The sequence below is a fragment of the Brucella pseudogrignonensis genome (assembly GCF_002252525.1).
Taxonomy (GTDB): Bacteria; Pseudomonadota; Alphaproteobacteria; order Rhizobiales; family Rhizobiaceae; genus Brucella; species Brucella pseudogrignonensis.
Genome location: NZ_NNRM01000044.1, coordinates 65,378 through 80,501, shown reverse-complemented (window position 1 = coordinate 80,501; position 15,124 = coordinate 65,378). Strand labels below are relative to the sequence as shown.

Sequence of the window (15,124 nt, the reverse complement as noted above, 5' to 3'; positions counted from 1 at the left end):
AAAGCGCTGTGGTTTAAGTTGTAATGGAGCAGTCCCTTATCAAATTCGATTGCAACGCACCGTCCTCGAGCTGAGTCGGTGCCCGGTCCTCGCCTTCGCTGCCGTCGAGTAGGGCCGCGTAATCGGCCTCAAGCGACTTGGCGCGATGGCTTCACCATAACAATCCGTCTTGAATAGTGCCTTGGCTGATGTGGGAACTCACTTTCTAAAGCCGCTGCATGCCAAGGCTATTCCTCTCTCATGCCAATGCAAAAAAACCGCTGAATACGGCGTGAGTGACGACTGTGTCGGCCCTTTTCGACGGCCACAATGATCCTCTCCCCGATCCTGGAAACAAAGGCTGGAAAGGCGATATCGGCTACGATCGGCCTTTGCTAGTTACCGGTGGGTTGAGTGGCGCCGGGTACATGGTCGGTCGGGATAATGCTTCGGCCTTGCTCGTATCGGGCGATCATCACCAGAGCACCCAGCGCGGCGATGACCGGTATTGCGATGCACAATATCCGCAGAACCGCGCCGACAATTTTAAAGAAACTGTGCGATCCCTGTCTCATGCTGCAATCCTAACAGCAAAGTCGTTAACTGAATACAAAGCGAGCCTTTAACCATTAAGGCAGCTGACGGAGGCGCAACCGAACCGCGAATAGGCGCATGCGCGGCTTCACCATGCTGCTGGCCTGATCCGTATCAAAGCTATCGGAAAGGCATCGCGCGGCCCTCAATAAGCAGAGGCAAGAGCCGCGACTGCAGATCATTGGGGATGCCGCTGGGTTGGAATCGCGCTGAAGGCCTCGCTGATCGCATCGATCGCTTGTTTGAAAAAAAAGGAGCGTCTGGCGGCTCCTAAGGGCTTCTATTAGCGGAATTTTGACGGCGCGGTCGATCTTCACAAAGCCTGCTTGTCTTCTTCGCATGGGTTTAACCCCTTGGCTGGCTCATATCGGCGTGAGGAAAGCGCATTTTGCGCGCTCGTTGAACAATCGAAGCTCAACCTTTCCGATGCGAGGTCGCAGGGATTGATCACAAGGACAGCAGGGTGATTTTGCGTTGCTTCATGAAAAAAGCCGCCCGGATTGCTCCGGACGGCTTTCGAACTCTATCACCGTGGTGATTAGAACTTGTAGGCAACACCAAGACGAACTTCGTTGGTCTTGAACTTGTCGCGGACGCCTGCATCGGGAACGCCGAAGTCGAAGTCCTTATGACCGTAGTCGGTATAACGATATTCGAGGCGCACAATGACATTGTCGGTTGCCGCGTAATCAACACCTGCGCCAGCCGTCCAGCCGGTCAGCGTCTTGCTCTGCGACACGCTCACTTCGTCAATGCCATCTGTCGAAGACAAGGTGTTCTTCACGCTACCAAATGCAACACCACCTGCGATATATGGCAGGAAGCGATCCATTGCGACACCTGCACGGGCGCGAACGGCACCCGACCAGCGCAGCTTGCTCTCAAGGCTGTCGGTCACACCAAGATCAGTTTCCGAATAGCTGTCCTTGAGGTTGTTATAGGTGACGTCACCGTCAATACCCAGCACGAAGCTGTTGCCGAGATCGAAATTGTAACCGGCATAAAGACCGCCGAGGAAACCATCGGGCTTCACGTTGATCGCGGTGAATTCATTGCTGAAGCGCGACTTGCCCCAGCCATAGCCGATCTGGCCACCGAGATAACCGCCGGTCCAGGAAAACACCGGAGCGGCAACCACTGGCACTGGCTCTTCATACTGAATGGCATCTGCAGCCTGTGCGCCAAATGCACCAGCAAGAATAACGGTCGAGGCAAGAAGAATGGACTTGATATTCATTTCTGATCTCCCAGCTCCCTTAAGAGCCCAAATTGTTCACTCACTTCAAGATAGTGCACTGCACCAGAATGTCTGTAGCAACATGGCAACACTACCTACTCAAATGCGCGGTCTATATTTGACTTGGAAAAAACATCGCCAGGCCCTCAATCATGGCGTTGCCTTCTGACAGATGCAGCCCCTGTGCGCGTGGCTCTGCCCGGCCTTGATCCCCGGCCTTGCTCAAAGGCGCTGGGCGCAAGTCTGCCTTCAGGCCCGCAGGTGAAACTGTTCTGGTCGGCTCATGCTGGAGAACGCGGCAGGCCGCGACAGCCAACTATTGGCTCCCAGCCATGCCGGGCAGGCTCTTTGTCGACGTCAGGGCACCGGAAAAGAACGCTAGATTTGCGGCGGCAATCAATGCAGCCGTGTGCGCATCAGTCTGTGCCAATCGGGCGTCCAGCAGCCCATTATTGGTTTCATTCACTGTGGTGATGGTCCCAAGCCCATTGCGATAGGAATCGAGCGCGGCATCAAAGGCTGTGGCCGAGGTCGAAACCAGCACCAGCGCCGCCTTGTTGGCGGCAAGCGCCGTCTTCAGAGCATTGGAGGCCAGGACGATTTCGGCAACCGCATCGAGCTGGATCTTGCGGAAGGTTTCACCCGCAGCATTTTGCGTGGATTGCGCCTGTTTGAGCTGCGCTGCCCGCAAGCCGCCGTCATAAAGCGGCATGGTCGCGCCAACCAGAATGCCCGCCCCCGATGACTGATTGCCGATCGACGGCAGGCTTCCGGCATCAAAGCGGTTCGAACTTGACGACAGCGCAGCCGACACAAAAACCTTCGGCAGGAATTCGGCCTGCGCCGCCTTGATGCCCGCCTTGCTCGCCTGCAACGCCGCGTAGCTTGCAATCACATCCGGACGCCGTGAAAAGGCGCTCTCCAGCATCTTCTGCGTGACGCCGTCAAATGTGGAGGGCAGCGCCCGGCGTGTGGAACCGTCAATGTTGATTTTCAGCATGGCATTCACGCCCATCGCAGCCAGCAGCGCCTGATAGCTGCTATCCTGCTGTCCCTGCGCCTTGACCAGACGCAGTTCAGCCTGTGCCACCTGCTGGCGGGCAAGCGCCAGCTCGATCGTGGTGGCGCGTCCTTCATTCAGCCGCGCCTGGACGGCAGCCAGCACCGCCTTGGCATTGCGCAGGGTCTGTTCGGCGATCCGGTGACCGGCCACCGACGCACCATATTCGTAATAGGTGCGGGTCACATCAAAAATAAGCTTCTGATGCATCGCATTGAAGGTCACATTGGCAGCAAAGGAGCCCTGCCTGGCGACCTCCACCAAGGCTTGGCGCTGACCAAAATCAAACACCAGCCATTGCAGCGCCAGCGCAGGCGTCACGCCTTTCAGCGTCGTATCGACATCGCGTCGCCCAATCAGCGGAACCTCGACCGGTGTGGTGGTCTTCTGGACGCCACCAATCACATTGGCGGTGAGAACAGGCAACAGCGTGGCTTCCGCCATCCCGACACCAAGCGCTGCCTGACGCGCCTTTTCCCAGGCATTGCGCGTGACAGGATTGCTGCGCTGCGCCAGATCAATCAGCTGCGCGAGATCATAGGAGGGCCGGGTGTCCAAAGCGACCGGACTTGCAATCAGTGCCAGTTCGGGATTGGCCGGCACACTGAAATCCTTGCGCTCGGCCAAGGATTGTGACGCGGCGGTTTTTAGACCCGGCTCCTTTGCGGCTTGCCAGGGTTGGTCAGCGGCCGAAGGCGCAAGCTTGAGGGCATCCACTGCACATCCCGCAACAGCAAGGCTCGCACTCAAAGCCCATGCGACAAACAAGAGCCTGGTGCCGCCTCTCATGCCCGCTCACCCGCAACCAGTGCTTCCAGACGTTCGAGACGCGTGCCGATCTGATTTCCCCCCGGATCCCTCGTCAAGCCTTCCGCAGCCTGCGATGTGTTAAAAAGACCAATTTCGTTGAAAGCCGCCTGTTCAATTCCAAGCGCCAGCGCTTCGAGCCGCCTGGCACTGTCATCAGCCTCTCCTTCACAGAAATAGACGTCCTTGTTGAGCGAGGCAAGTTGATCGCTCAGGCTCTCAAAGGTTTTTTCCATCGCCTCTGATGGTCGCAATCGCAAGGGTTCGAATGGCAGCAGATAAAAGCAATAACGCACCTCGCCCAAAAGCTGCTCTACCTCGGCTGCGGTGGTGATCATCTCCATGCGGGTAGCGGCAGGACAGGCGGCAATCTGTGCGATTTTTCTCGCGGCCTGTGCCAGATGCTGCCTTATCACGGTGACAACCGGTGCCGGCCAGATCAGGGTCGAGACGAGATAGACTGCAAGATTTCCGACCAGAACACCAAAAATACGGTCACGCGCGGTATCCATATCGGTGGTGGGACCAAATCCTTGCAGGACCGTCAGGGTGAAGGCGAGGCCGATTTGAACCCCGGCATAGGACAGCTTCTCGCTTCCCCCCGCAACCCAGGCGGCCAGCAGGGCGACAAAGAAGACCAGCAGCATCAGACCGCCAACGCTTTCCATCTGCGGCATCAGGAAGATAATCGAGGCGACGCCAATCACCGCACCAATCAGACAACCCGCGATCCGCAGCGCAAGCTTGTGCAGCGTGTCGCCGGCGGTTCCCAGCGAGGCGACATAGCAGGTCACCATCGCCGTGTGGATGCCCTGCCAATTGATCGCTGCATAAAACATATAGCACAGAATTGCTGCCAGCGTGGTCTTCAGCGCAAAGCGTTGATAAGCGGGATTTGTGAAAGCATCGGCGGCAAAAAAGCGCTCGCCCGCCCCTTTTTTATAGGAGGGCTCTTGCTGTCCTGCCAGCGTATTCAGCGCCTGACGGATGGCTTTGAAAGGTCCGCAAGGCAGATCGTTCTCGGCACGCCCTGGCGGGGGCAGCGGCTCGCCGCGGTCAAGCGCATCCACCATTGCGTCGATCTCGCCGGCAATGGATTGCCGGCTCTCAACGCTTGCCGCTTGCGGAACCGCGCTGACCGCAAATAATAATTGATAGGAGGCGGGAATATCCGCCTTGATCTGTGCTGCATTCTGCTGCGATGTCTGATGCAGGATCTTCACCAGCATTGCCCGCTTGCTTTCGACGTCATTGCCTTCAGCAAGCTTGTCGGTAACAAGCGGCGAGGGGCCATTGAGCAGGGCCTCGCGCGCCAGCAGCAATCTGTCGCGCAATTCCTGGCGCAACAGCGAGACACTCCAGCCTCCAAAATACAGGCTGAAAACCGCAATCACCAGCATCGGCAGGATCGCCATTTCCCAGGCATAGCGCAGCGCAATCGAAATCACCCCATTGACCGGTACCTCGTTGACCAGCGTCAGAATGAAGGCGATGATCAGCGCCACAATGCTGCCGCCCTCACCAAGCTTGCTTGCCGCGCCCAGGAATATGAAGGCGAATGACACCGCGATCATGATTACAATGCGCAGTGATGCCGATTCCACCGTCCATTGGATGATCGGGATCATCAGGGCAATCAGCAGGGTGATGGCCAGGGTCGCGGCGATGGCCACCACCAGGTTTTCTGCGCCATCGGCCTTCATCAGGAAAATTACCAGATAGCAGCTGATCGCCGATTCAGGGATGTTGAACATCATCGCGATCCCCGCAACCAGCGCGCAGACGGCTGCCACCCGCCAGGCCGTGGCCATTCGTCCCGGGAAGGGCGCCAGGTCGCTGACTGTCTCGCGAAGGGCGGCGCTCAGCCCCCGTCTAGCAGGTGCTGCCATCATGCACTGTCACCACAGCCGAGGCGCCCGCTCGCGTCAGATCGGCAGGCGGATCGATCAGTTTCACCCGCACAGGAAAACGCTGCGCGATCCGCACCCAGTTCAGATTCTTCGGCACATAGGGCAGATTACGCGGAATATTGATCAGCTCCTCCGAGGTCACACCCCAGCCAATACCTTCCACCCGTCCCTTGATCACCACCGCACTATCAGCGAGAATGCGCACATGCGCGCAAGCGCCGACCTTGATGCCGCGCAATTCCGTCTCCGGAAATGTCGCTGTTGCATGCCAGCTGTCGGTGTCAATCAGTGTGAATACCGACTGGCCCGGCGCGATGATCTGTCCGGTGCCATTGGTGATCCCGACCACCCGTCCTGCATGCGGCGCCCGCACCACCGCATTGTCAAGATTATGCTGCGCCAGTGCCTGGGCCGCGCGCCGGGCCCGTACCAGAGCCTCGGCGCTGTCAAGCGATCCGACCAGTGTATTGGCGGCCTCCGCCTGTTTGACGGCTTGTGCCAGGCTGATCTGCGCATCATTGCGCAGCGTGGTTGCGTCATCGACCTGCTGGCGCGTGACATAACCTTTGGGGCTGAGCGCCGTCAAACGCTTCAGCGTGACCTCCGCAAGATCAAGATTGGTCCGCGCCCGCGTCACCTGCTGATCGGCGATCAGCGCATTTTGTGTCTCGGCCTTGGTGGCGCGACGCTGGGTCTCAAGCGCTGCCTGCGCGATTTCGAGATCGGCGGTCGTCTGCTCCACCATGAGACGTAAGGGCTCGGGATCAAGGCTGAACAGCATCTCGCCTTGTTTGACAGCCTGGTTCTCGGCAACATCGATCGACAGAATCCGGCCCGGCACGCTTGCAGCAATATTGACTATGCTCGCGCCGATCACCGCGTCATTGGAAAGCGGGTTGTCATGAGCCTTGCGCAGATAAAGCCAGGCCATCACGGCGGCGATGATCACAATGATGATCAGGATCATAATGCCGGCAAGGCTCAAGGGCTTCTTACTGTAAGCGTTGGTTTCCATACTCACCGACCATAGACGAAAAGAGCAAGACCACAGGCGATCGCAATAACTATCCCCGTATAGGTGATAAGACGAAAGGCCAGAATGTCGTCAAGGCCTGTGCGGATGAAAATAGCCCGCAACACCACCGTGACGATAATCGCGATGGCAAGACACATCATCCAGGATGGGAAATAAGCCCCGAATAAAGCAAATGACGGACCTGACACAGCTTGCGGTCTCCATTGTCCCTGCTGCATGCACCATGCGATACAGCTTCCTGCCCAGGCCCATGATTACGCAATGCCGGCGCGCGCCGCAAGCCACACAGTGCTGTTTCAGCAATGACTTAAGTACCAGACGCAAAACAAAGATTCCGCTGTCTTGAACAGCCTGTGATCAGCTGATACCTGTTGAGCCACGGGCCTTGCGGTGACGCGTTCGATGTTTCAAAGGGGATGAAAAATGTCTTTTCTGTCAAATCTTCTACCACTGGTTTGTGACCTCTCGCCTTTGCAGGCGCCGCATGATCTTTTTTTCGCATGCACCGCGCTTTTGTTACGCGACGCCAATGCCGGTGCCTATGCCGGGCGGACCATGGAACTGTCGATGGAACTCCCCTATGTGATCGCCTCCATTCCCAAAGGCCACAGCTTCGCCTCAAGCGCCGATGGTCATCAACCCCTGCACTTTGTGAGCGACTACGCAATCTTTGCGATCGCAGTGCCTAATGGCAGCGTGGATGACCTCAAGATCGTCGAAGGCGTCAATGAACAGGGATTGAGCTTTAGTGTGCTCGCTTATGCGGGTGCCTCAGGTCCCGCAGACAATGCCGAAAAGACCAAAGCCATGTTGGCGGCAATCGATCTGGGTGCCTTTGTGCTTGGCCAATGCGCCACGACAGGGGCGGTCAAGGCGAAACTCGCCGAGAACCAGGTCCTTTTGACCGCACTGGCGCCGCTGCATGGGGCGACAACGCCGTTTCATTTTGTCGTGCATGATCGCGCCGGACAATCGCTGGTCATCGAATTCTCCGATAACAAGCAGAATGTCTATGACAATCCGGTCGGTGTGATGACCAATGGTCCTGCATTCCCCTGGCATCTCACCAATCTCAACAATTACACCTTTCTGAGCAATCGCGATCAATCGACCGGAAAATTTGGAGCGCTGACTGTCACCCAGCCCGATTCCGGCATTGCGACCGCAGGCCTGCCTGCCTCCAATACCTCGGTCGGCCGCTTCGTACGCGCAGCTTATTATGCGACTTTTGCGGAAAAGGCCGAGCCGGCCCGGGCTGTGCGCAGTCTCGCCCATGTCATGAATAATTTCGATCGTCCGCGCGGTATCACCATTGACCCTCCCCAGTCAGGTGGCCTTGATATTGAAGGCATTTCCGCAGCACCGGGCCAGGCCTACAAGACCGAATATACCTCCTGGACCGTGCTGGCCGATCTTGGCAATGATCAGTTTTATGTGCGCACCTATGATGCCTTGAATTACATCCGGTTTGACCTCAAGCGTATCTTTGCGGCAGCATCCCTCAAGGTTGTGCCCCTTGATCAGATCGCCCAGATCGAAACATTGGATGCGACAGAAACCTTGTTGCAGTAGCACTGAGCCGATCCGGCCTGCGTTTGTTCAGTCCCGGATCGCTTTCGCGGCCTTGAGGGGCGGCTACGGGGGGGCAATAATGCGCGTGCCACGTGCGATCTCCGCCTCGGTTTGTCTTGCCAAAGCTGAAAGATCGACGGGCTTGCCTCGAAGTTTGCCGATCGCTGCCATCACCAGATTACGGGCAACATGATCGGACTTGTGCCCCATTCCGCGGATGACATGAAGCTCCGCGCCTTTAATTGCCCGGGCCAATGGCCTGGCGTGAACATCGAGGGAAACGATTTCGTCGCTGTCACCACTGATGATGATGCTCGGCGCCTTGATTTCACAATAATGCGGCGATGCGCCTGCAGCCCAGGCGCTCAGCGCCCCCAGTTCGCGGGCATTATGTCTGAATTGGCGCGGCCGCAGCGCCTGCCAGGCCTTGCTCTGGCCAATATAGGCTTTTGGCAGAGGATTGGGGTCGAACACGGAACGGGTGGCTTGGCGCAGCAGCAAGGCGCCAAAGGGCGGGGCGATAAAAAAACTGAACAAGGCCCCTAGCACCGGCAACCGCGCCACGCTGTTAAACCAGGAAATTCCGCCAACCCACGGATAGGCTGCAGGCGACAAAAAAAGCAGGCCCGAAACCCGCTGCGGATGCCGGACTGCGAAGGCGGCGGCGACCGCACCGCCATAGGAATGGCCGACCATGATCGCCTGCTCGATCCCGCGCTGTTGCATTAAAAGCGCCAGAGCATCGGCTTGCGCGTCCGGAAGCAGCATCGAGGCGGGACCAAATTCCGATTGGCCATGGCCGGGCCGGTCGACGAAGATCATTTCCATCTCTGGCGGACACAGCGCTCTGAAGGTGAAAAGCGGGTCAAGCAGGCTGCAACTGGCGCCATGAATGAACACAACCGTGACCTTCGGGTCTTGCCCGGCAATCACCACACTGCGCAGCCGAAAGCCGCCGACATCCACGTGCTCTTCTTCGTATTTCATCCCCGCATGCCCAATCGATTGCGTTGCAGCCGGTAAAGTCTGCGCGCCGCCGGCGCGTGTTTTGCTGCGCATTTACGATGACAGCCGCATATGCTGGAGAATATGCGCCATATCATAGGGCTTTGCATAAAAGGGAACCGGTGTGTCGAGCATCAATTGCGGGGTGGTGGACAAGCCGGAAACAAGAATGACCTTGATGGCCGGATAGCGGCGCTGGACAAGTTTTGCAAGCGCAACTCCATCTATGGCCCCCGGCATGTCGATATCGGTGAACAGGAAATCGATTGAGGGTTGCGTCGCCAGGATCTCGAGCGCCTGGCTGCCATTGCTCGCTTCAAGCGCAATCATGCCGGCATCCTCAATATCGGCGACCGCGACAAGCCGCAGCACAGGCTCATCTTCAACGACCAGAATTGTCTTGGGGCTTCGCGTCTCAGTGCGCATGTCACATCCCTAGGCTTGCGTTGGATGATGCATTATCATCGCCAATGGTGCACGAAACGTTGCCATTAAACCGGTTGACCGGTAATCGAGCTCCGACTGACCGGTGCCGCCCAGCCCCAACCGGATCAATCTCGACCCGAATCCGGTCTTGTCGGGTCGGGTAATCAGCGGCCCGAGCCGCTCTTCCCAGACAAGCTTTAAATGCGGATCGCTGCTGTCGCCATCCTGCACGCTCCAGGAAATATGAACCTCTCCCAGATCATTGGAAAGGGCGCCATATTTGAGAGCATTGGTGCCCAGCTCATGCAGCAGCAAGGCGATCGAAAGCCCTGCCTTCGGGCCCAGCGTGGTTGGCGGGCCGCTTAAAAACACCCGTGCTTTGTCCGCGTGAAGATACATTGCCTGCTCAATGACCTGACGCAATTGCGCCGAGGACCAGGACTGCTGCAGCAAAAGTTCATGGGCGCTGCCCAGCGCCTGAATGCGACCGGACAGGGCTTCCACCGCATCTCTTTGGGTGACGCCTTTCAGGGTCTGACCGATCAGCGCGTGCACAATCGCCAAGCTGTTTTTCATCCGATGGCTGAGTTCATGATTGAGAATGCGCTGTTCGGCCTCGGCATGAAATTTGGCGATCGCCGCATAGGTGCGATCGGCAACACCGGCTGCGAAATCGAGCTCTGCCTTGCTCCAGAAATGCGGCCGCTCGTCATGGGCAAACAAGACACCAACCAGCCTGTTATCCTTGATCAGCGGGACTTTGATGAACGAGCGGATATTCAGATCACGATAGATCGCTGCTTCGTCCTGCAGAAAAGCTTCCCCATGGGTGTTGGCCACTGCCACGAGCCGCCCTTCGCCAAGCCGGGCGATCGTTTGTGCGTAATCAGCGCTGTGATGGCTTTCCACCTGTCGCGCCATCCCCGGCTGAACATGCTCATATTCGATTTTGATCGATTGCCCGCCCGTGTCAATGCTGGCATAGCCGCTCCGATCAACGCCCAGGCCCTCACTGAGGATCTCAGACGCAATCCTTGCAATATCGTGCAGCGAGCTCGCAAGGCTGAGCCGATCCCCCAGTGCCAGCAATGCAGCCACCCGGGCATCCTTGCGCTTGGCATCGGTGACATCAATCGCCACCCCCACCATTTTCAGTGGCTTGCCGTGTTCGTCTTCCAGAAACTGGGCTCGCCGCGCAATCCATCGCAGGCGCTGATCCGAGGCCCGTCGAATGCGATATTCGACGTCAAGAACAGCCGATGCGCTGGTGCGGCTTTCGCTTGTGGATGCATGATGACGGTCCTCAGGCAGGATCAGATCCTCAAACAGGCGAGCCGGATAGCTCCTGGCTTCGGCGACGCCATAGATACGGCAGAATTCGCTGGAAACCGTGATCGTGTTGAGACTTGTATCCACCTCAAAAATGCCGACGCCACCCGCAGCCTGCGCGGCCGCATTGCGCTCATCGTCTTGTTTGAGTTGTTCGAGCCTGGCGTCGGTACTGGCGACGCGGACCTGTCTTTTGGAAGAAAGGCGGCGTTCCACCGTCAAATCATAACTGAGCTCGGCAATCCGCCGCCGCAACTCGAGCTGGGAGATCGCCTGACCTGCCAGCACCTTCAACGCAAATTCCTGCTCCTCGCTCAGCGTCTTTGCCTGATGTCCCAGTACACAGAGCGTGCCAATCGGATAGCCGTTCTCGGATTTCAGCAGGGCGCCGGCATAAAAGCGGATATAGGGATCTCCGGTGACCAGCGGATTGCATTGGAACCGCGCATCAATTGTGGCGTCAGGAACCAGCAGGAAATCCTCCTCCAGAATTGCCTTGGCGCAGAATGAACTCGCCAAGGGTGTCTCACGCAGCCCAAGTCCAACCTCTGCTTTGAAAAACTGCCGCTCGCTTGTGATAAAATTCAGCACGCCAATCGGCGTGCCGCAGATCCTGGCAGCCAGTGCCGCAATATCATCGAATTCCTTCTCACGGGGCGTGTCGAGAATGTCATAGCTCTCCAGCGCCGCCAGCCGCAACGCTTCCCTGTTCCGATCATATTGCTTCATCTGATCCATCAAAACTTGCACCCAGGCGTGAACATATTGCGAACATTGTAACGGATTGTCGTTCCTATGGATATAGATGAATAAAAATATAAAAATTCCTCCCAATGTATACTTGTGGACATTGGGAGGGGAATACTTTTATTTACTTCGTCATTTGAATTTTAGTATTGAACCCAAGACCCAATTATTCCTGAATAAAGTCAAGAATATCCTTGTTGAGACGTTCTGCTGCGGTGGCAAACAATCCGTGTGGCTCGCCGCTATATTCAACCAGGCGGGAGCCGGCGATCGCCTTGGCCGCTGCACGGGCCGAGGGTTCGATCGGGACCGTGTTGTCGTCGGTGCCATGGATGATCAGTGTCGGCATGGTGAAGGCTGCGATGTCGTTGCGGAAATCGGTCTTGCCAAAAGCGTCGATACAGTCATGGGTGGCCTTCGGGCTTGCCATGATCGCCAAAGCAAAGCTCCAGTCGAGCAGGGCCTGGCTGACCGGGCTGGTGACAAATCCGACCCCGTAAAAGGCCTTTGCGAATGACTGCAGAAAGGCAAAGCGATCCTTTCTGACCTGGGATTTCATATCCTCAAGGATCTCGGGCGCCACGCCGTCGGGATTGCTGTCATCCCGCAACAGATAGGGCACAACGGAGGCGACAAGCACCACTTTTGCCACCCGCTCGCTGCCATGCCTCGAAAGGTAGCGTGCAATCTCGCCGCCGCCCATCGAAAAGCCGACCAGAATGACGTCGTTGAGCTGAAGTTCTTCGAGCACCGCCGCAAGATCGTCAGCAAAGACATCGTAATTGTAGCCCTCCGCCGGGTGCGACGATTGCCCGAAGCCGCGGCGGTCATAGGTGATCACCCGATATCCTGCCTCAAGCAGAGCCATCGTCTGAAACTCGAACATGTCGCCGGTCAGAGGCCAGCCGTGAATGAGGATCACAGCTCTGCCATGTCCGATGTCCTTGACGTGAAGATTGGTCTGATCGGCAGTTTGAATGAATGGCATCGCGGGCTCCTTTTCAGCACTCCCTGATAATGCAGAGAGCGCGGCGAAGTTCCTTCGAAAGGCGTGCAAGCCACCCGGCTCGCGCTGCAAATCGGGCGACGGCTTAAGGGGCTCAACCCTTGCAGCAAAGCGTATCCCTTCGCTTATGCGGCAATTCTTCGCGCGTACCTCATGCCGTTGGACTTCTAGGTGATCAGCGCTCAGCAGGGCGTGAGGCCGCAGCGGCCATTGTCAGTTCCCCAACAAGCAGCGCCGGAAGTTCGGGGAACTGCGCCTTAATATCCGCCTTGCGCAATCGAGGTCCGCTGGTTTCATGGTCGGTCTGGCTGATTAATCCCGCGCCGCGCAATGTCTTGAAATGATGGGTGAGAGAGGGCTTGGCAACCGGAAAGCCAAAGGATGCGCAAGTGCGCTCGACTGCATCGGGCAGGGTGGCCAAAATGGCAAAGCCCTTCGACTCAGCGGATCGGCCAGTGCCAAAAAAAAGCCGCCCGCGTTCGATTTCAGCACGCGAAAATTGGGAGAGTTGGCCCGGCATGGCTTTCTTAGCGAGAGAGCGATGGGCTGTGCTAAAGGACTGTGTTGACGCATAGCTCTGGCGGTGTAGTTATGTCTTGAACGATACCAGATACCGACCCAGAACCGACGCCGCGCGGTGATCGCGACCGGCCCTCTGCCCTTGACGCTGCAGTGCAGCCCCTCCTTTTCCCCCAGCAAGAAGTGCGTGACATGCCGCAATCAAATCTGTTCAAGCCCTTAAGAATCCGCAATCTCGAATTGGAAAACCGGATCACCATCGCGCCTATGTGCACCTATTCAGCCGTCGATGGCTGCATGACCGACTGGCACCTCATTCATCTGGGTCAGTTGGCTCTCTCGGGTGCAGCGCTGCTAACCATCGAAGCAACCGCCGTCGTGCCGGAAGGCCGGATCAGCTATGCCGATGTCGGGCTCTATGACGATGCCACCGAAGCGGCGATGAAGCGTGTCCTCGACGGGTTTCGCGCCTGGACTTCGATGCCGATCGCCATCCAGCTTGCCCATGCCGGCCGAAAGGCATCGACCAATCTTCCGTGGCTCGGTGGCGGGCAGATCGCTGCGGATCAGCCACATGGCTGGCAGCCAGAGGCCCCTTCCGCCATCGCCTTCAATCCCGACGACCCGGCGCCAACGGCCTTAAGCCGCGCGCGGATGAATGAAATTCGCGATGCTTTCGTCGGGGCTGCGCTGCGCGCCGCGCGGCTTGGCATTGACGCGGTCCAGTTGCACGCCGCGCACGGCTATCTGCTGCATTCCTTCCTGTCGCCCCTCTCCAACCATCGCGATGATGATTATGGCGGCAGCCTTGAAAACCGTATGCGGTTCCCCCTGGAAGTCTTCGATGCGGTGCGTGCAGCTTTTCCGCAGGAACAGGCTGTTTCGGTGCGGGTGTCGGCGACCGACTGGACACAGGGCGGCTGGATGCTTGAGGATACCATTGCCTTTGCTCAGGCGCTGGAACGGCGTGGCTGCGACGCACTCAACGTTTCCACTGGCGGCCTGCATATCACCCAGGATATTCCGCTCGCTCCGAGCTATCAGGTGCCTTTCGCACGCCGGATCAAGGATGCTGTTACCATGCCGGTGGTCGCGGTCGGCCTGATCACCGAGCCGGCGCAGGCGGAGGCGATCATTGCCACCGGCGATGCCGACCTGATCGGCCTGGCTCGAACCATCCTGTTTGATCCAAGATGGCCATGGCATGCAGCCGCAGTACTCGGTACAACGGTCACGGCAGCCCCGCAATATCTGCGCAGTCAGCCCGCGACCCTGAAGGCCCTGTTCAAGACCTGATCAACCAGGCGTAAGTCTCTCCGGACTGCCTGGTCAGGATCGGTTCAGACGCCGGCACTGACAGCCGGCGCCGCAGCCACGCGATGTTAAAACCCGTTTGGACACAGCTGGCACTAAAGCCTTCATGCAAGACAAAGGCGGATGTGAGGAAGGATGGCGCCCGTCGCGCAGCCGAGCACACGTCGCGCAGCCGAAATCCGTGGATGTCAAAAGCCCAGTTTCATGCTATTTGTTAACGGCTGGTCATCGACATTGGGAGGAGATTGAGATGAGAACGGCTATCGCAGGCGCATTGATGACATCTGTCATCGCCCTTTCCTTGACAGCTTGCACCACTGATGAGAGGCGAACGGCCGGCTATGGCGTCGGTGGCGCTGCGGTCGGCGCTCTGGCCGGCGGAGCAATCGGCGGCAATGCACGGGGCGCTCTCACTGGCGCGGCAATCGGCGCTGCTGCCGGAACATTGGTTGGTGTCGCCCAAACCCGCAATGGCGTGCAGTATTGCCGCTACCGTGACCATAACGGCCGCTTCTTCGAAGCCCGCTGCCGCTAGGTCGCCAAACCGTCTCCAACCTTTCTCTCGCCAGCCTGGATGATGATC

The 15,124-nt window shown here is 57.9% G+C and carries 14 protein-coding genes; 4 read left to right on the top strand and 10 right to left on the bottom strand.

Going from position 1 to position 15,124, the window contains the following annotated elements:
• Positions 1-284: 284 nt before the first annotated feature.
• Positions 285-605: a hypothetical protein gene (locus CEV34_RS20395; protein ID WP_179253602.1), complete on the top strand. Its 321-nt coding sequence runs from the start codon at positions 285-287 to the stop codon at positions 603-605.
• A gap of 506 nt (positions 606-1,111) precedes the next feature.
• Here the strand turns inward: CEV34_RS20395 and CEV34_RS20390 are convergent.
• The 5 genes from CEV34_RS20390 to CEV34_RS20365 form a co-directional block, all read right to left on the bottom strand.
• Positions 1,112-1,810 carry an outer membrane protein gene (locus CEV34_RS20390; protein ID WP_007880791.1) on the bottom strand — a complete coding sequence of 233 codons (699 nt, stop codon included), beginning with the start codon at positions 1,808-1,810 and terminating at the stop codon, positions 1,112-1,114.
• 316 nt (positions 1,811-2,126) lie between these two features.
• On the bottom strand, positions 2,127-3,659 hold the full coding sequence (locus CEV34_RS20380; protein WP_094544385.1) for a TolC family protein: 1,533 nt from the start codon (positions 3,657-3,659) through the stop codon (positions 2,127-2,129).
• Positions 3,656-5,569 (bottom strand): FUSC family protein, encoded by a 1,914-nt coding sequence (locus tag CEV34_RS20375; protein WP_094544384.1) that lies wholly within the window; start codon positions 5,567-5,569, stop codon positions 3,656-3,658. Before CEV34_RS20375 ends, CEV34_RS20380 begins: the two co-directional genes overlap by 4 nt.
• Positions 5,550-6,602, bottom strand: coding sequence for a multidrug transporter subunit MdtN (gene mdtN / locus CEV34_RS20370; RefSeq protein WP_094544383.1), 1,053 nt, complete (start codon positions 6,600-6,602; stop codon positions 5,550-5,552). Before mdtN ends, CEV34_RS20375 begins: the two co-directional genes overlap by 20 nt.
• A 2-nt stretch (positions 6,603-6,604) precedes the next feature.
• Positions 6,605-6,811 carry a YtcA family lipoprotein gene (locus tag CEV34_RS20365; RefSeq protein ID WP_007880775.1) on the bottom strand — a complete coding sequence of 69 codons (207 nt, stop codon included), beginning with the start codon at positions 6,809-6,811 and terminating at the stop codon, positions 6,605-6,607.
• 235 nt (positions 6,812-7,046) lie between these two features.
• Between CEV34_RS20365 and CEV34_RS20360 the strand changes: the two genes are divergently transcribed.
• Positions 7,047-8,195 (top strand): linear amide C-N hydrolase, encoded by a 1,149-nt coding sequence (locus CEV34_RS20360; protein WP_094544382.1) that lies wholly within the window; start codon positions 7,047-7,049, stop codon positions 8,193-8,195.
• 63 nt (positions 8,196-8,258) lie between these two features.
• Here the strand turns inward: CEV34_RS20360 and CEV34_RS20355 are convergent, their stop codons facing one another.
• From CEV34_RS20355 to CEV34_RS20335, 5 genes are all read right to left on the bottom strand, one after another.
• The gene (locus tag CEV34_RS20355) at positions 8,259-9,254 is read right to left on the bottom strand and encodes an alpha/beta fold hydrolase (RefSeq protein ID WP_094544381.1); all 996 of its coding nucleotides are present in this window, start codon (positions 9,252-9,254) and stop codon (positions 8,259-8,261) included.
• Complete coding sequence (locus tag CEV34_RS20350) at positions 9,255-9,626, bottom strand: response regulator (protein WP_094544380.1); 372 nt, start codon at positions 9,624-9,626, stop codon at positions 9,255-9,257.
• A 9-nt stretch (positions 9,627-9,635) separates the two neighbouring features.
• Positions 9,636-11,693 (bottom strand): GAF domain-containing protein, encoded by a 2,058-nt coding sequence (locus CEV34_RS20345; RefSeq protein ID WP_094544379.1) that lies wholly within the window; start codon positions 11,691-11,693, stop codon positions 9,636-9,638.
• Positions 11,694-11,868: 175 nt separating this feature from the next.
• Complete coding sequence (locus CEV34_RS20340; protein WP_007880763.1) at positions 11,869-12,690, bottom strand: alpha/beta fold hydrolase; 822 nt, start codon at positions 12,688-12,690, stop codon at positions 11,869-11,871.
• 193 nt (positions 12,691-12,883) lie between these two features.
• Positions 12,884-13,228, bottom strand: coding sequence for a hypothetical protein (locus tag CEV34_RS20335; RefSeq protein ID WP_094544378.1), 345 nt, complete (start codon positions 13,226-13,228; stop codon positions 12,884-12,886).
• Between the two features lie 191 nt (positions 13,229-13,419).
• Here CEV34_RS20335 and CEV34_RS20330 point away from each other — a divergent pair, with 191 nt between their 5' ends.
• Together CEV34_RS20330 and CEV34_RS20325 are read left to right on the top strand one after the other, a co-directional pair.
• Positions 13,420-14,523, top strand: coding sequence for an NADH:flavin oxidoreductase/NADH oxidase (locus tag CEV34_RS20330; protein WP_094544377.1), 1,104 nt, complete (start codon positions 13,420-13,422; stop codon positions 14,521-14,523).
• Positions 14,524-14,791: 268 nt separating this feature from the next.
• A complete protein-coding gene (locus tag CEV34_RS20325; protein ID WP_094544376.1) occupies positions 14,792-15,076 on the top strand; it encodes a glycine zipper domain-containing protein in 285 nt (94 codons plus the stop codon).
• Positions 15,077-15,124: the final 48 nt, after the last annotated feature.

Excerpts from the sequence above, each read along its gene's own strand:
- CEV34_RS20390 (WP_007880791.1), bottom strand. The coding sequence starts at position 1,810 with ATGAATATCAAGTCCATTCTTCTTGCCTCGACCGTTATTCTTGCTGGT.
- CEV34_RS20380 (WP_094544385.1), bottom strand. The coding sequence starts at position 3,659 with ATGAGAGGCGGCACCAGGCTCTTGTTTGTCGCATGGGCTTTGAGTGCG.
- CEV34_RS20375 (WP_094544384.1), bottom strand. The coding sequence starts at position 5,569 with ATGATGGCAGCACCTGCTAGACGGGGGCTGAGCGCCGCCCTTCGCGAG.
- mdtN (WP_094544383.1), bottom strand. The coding sequence starts at position 6,602 with ATGGAAACCAACGCTTACAGTAAGAAGCCCTTGAGCCTTGCCGGCATT.
- CEV34_RS20360 (WP_094544382.1), top strand. The coding sequence starts at position 7,047 with ATGTCTTTTCTGTCAAATCTTCTACCACTGGTTTGTGACCTCTCGCCT.
- CEV34_RS20355 (WP_094544381.1), bottom strand. The coding sequence starts at position 9,254 with ATGCGCAGCAAAACACGCGCCGGCGGCGCGCAGACTTTACCGGCTGCA.
- CEV34_RS20350 (WP_094544380.1), bottom strand. The coding sequence starts at position 9,626 with ATGCGCACTGAGACGCGAAGCCCCAAGACAATTCTGGTCGTTGAAGAT.
- CEV34_RS20345 (WP_094544379.1), bottom strand. The coding sequence starts at position 11,693 with ATGGATCAGATGAAGCAATATGATCGGAACAGGGAAGCGTTGCGGCTG.
- CEV34_RS20340 (WP_007880763.1), bottom strand. The coding sequence starts at position 12,690 with ATGCCATTCATTCAAACTGCCGATCAGACCAATCTTCACGTCAAGGAC.
- CEV34_RS20335 (WP_094544378.1), bottom strand. The coding sequence starts at position 13,228 with ATGCCGGGCCAACTCTCCCAATTTTCGCGTGCTGAAATCGAACGCGGG.
- CEV34_RS20330 (WP_094544377.1), top strand. The coding sequence starts at position 13,420 with ATGCCGCAATCAAATCTGTTCAAGCCCTTAAGAATCCGCAATCTCGAA.
- CEV34_RS20325 (WP_094544376.1), top strand. The coding sequence starts at position 14,792 with ATGAGAACGGCTATCGCAGGCGCATTGATGACATCTGTCATCGCCCTT.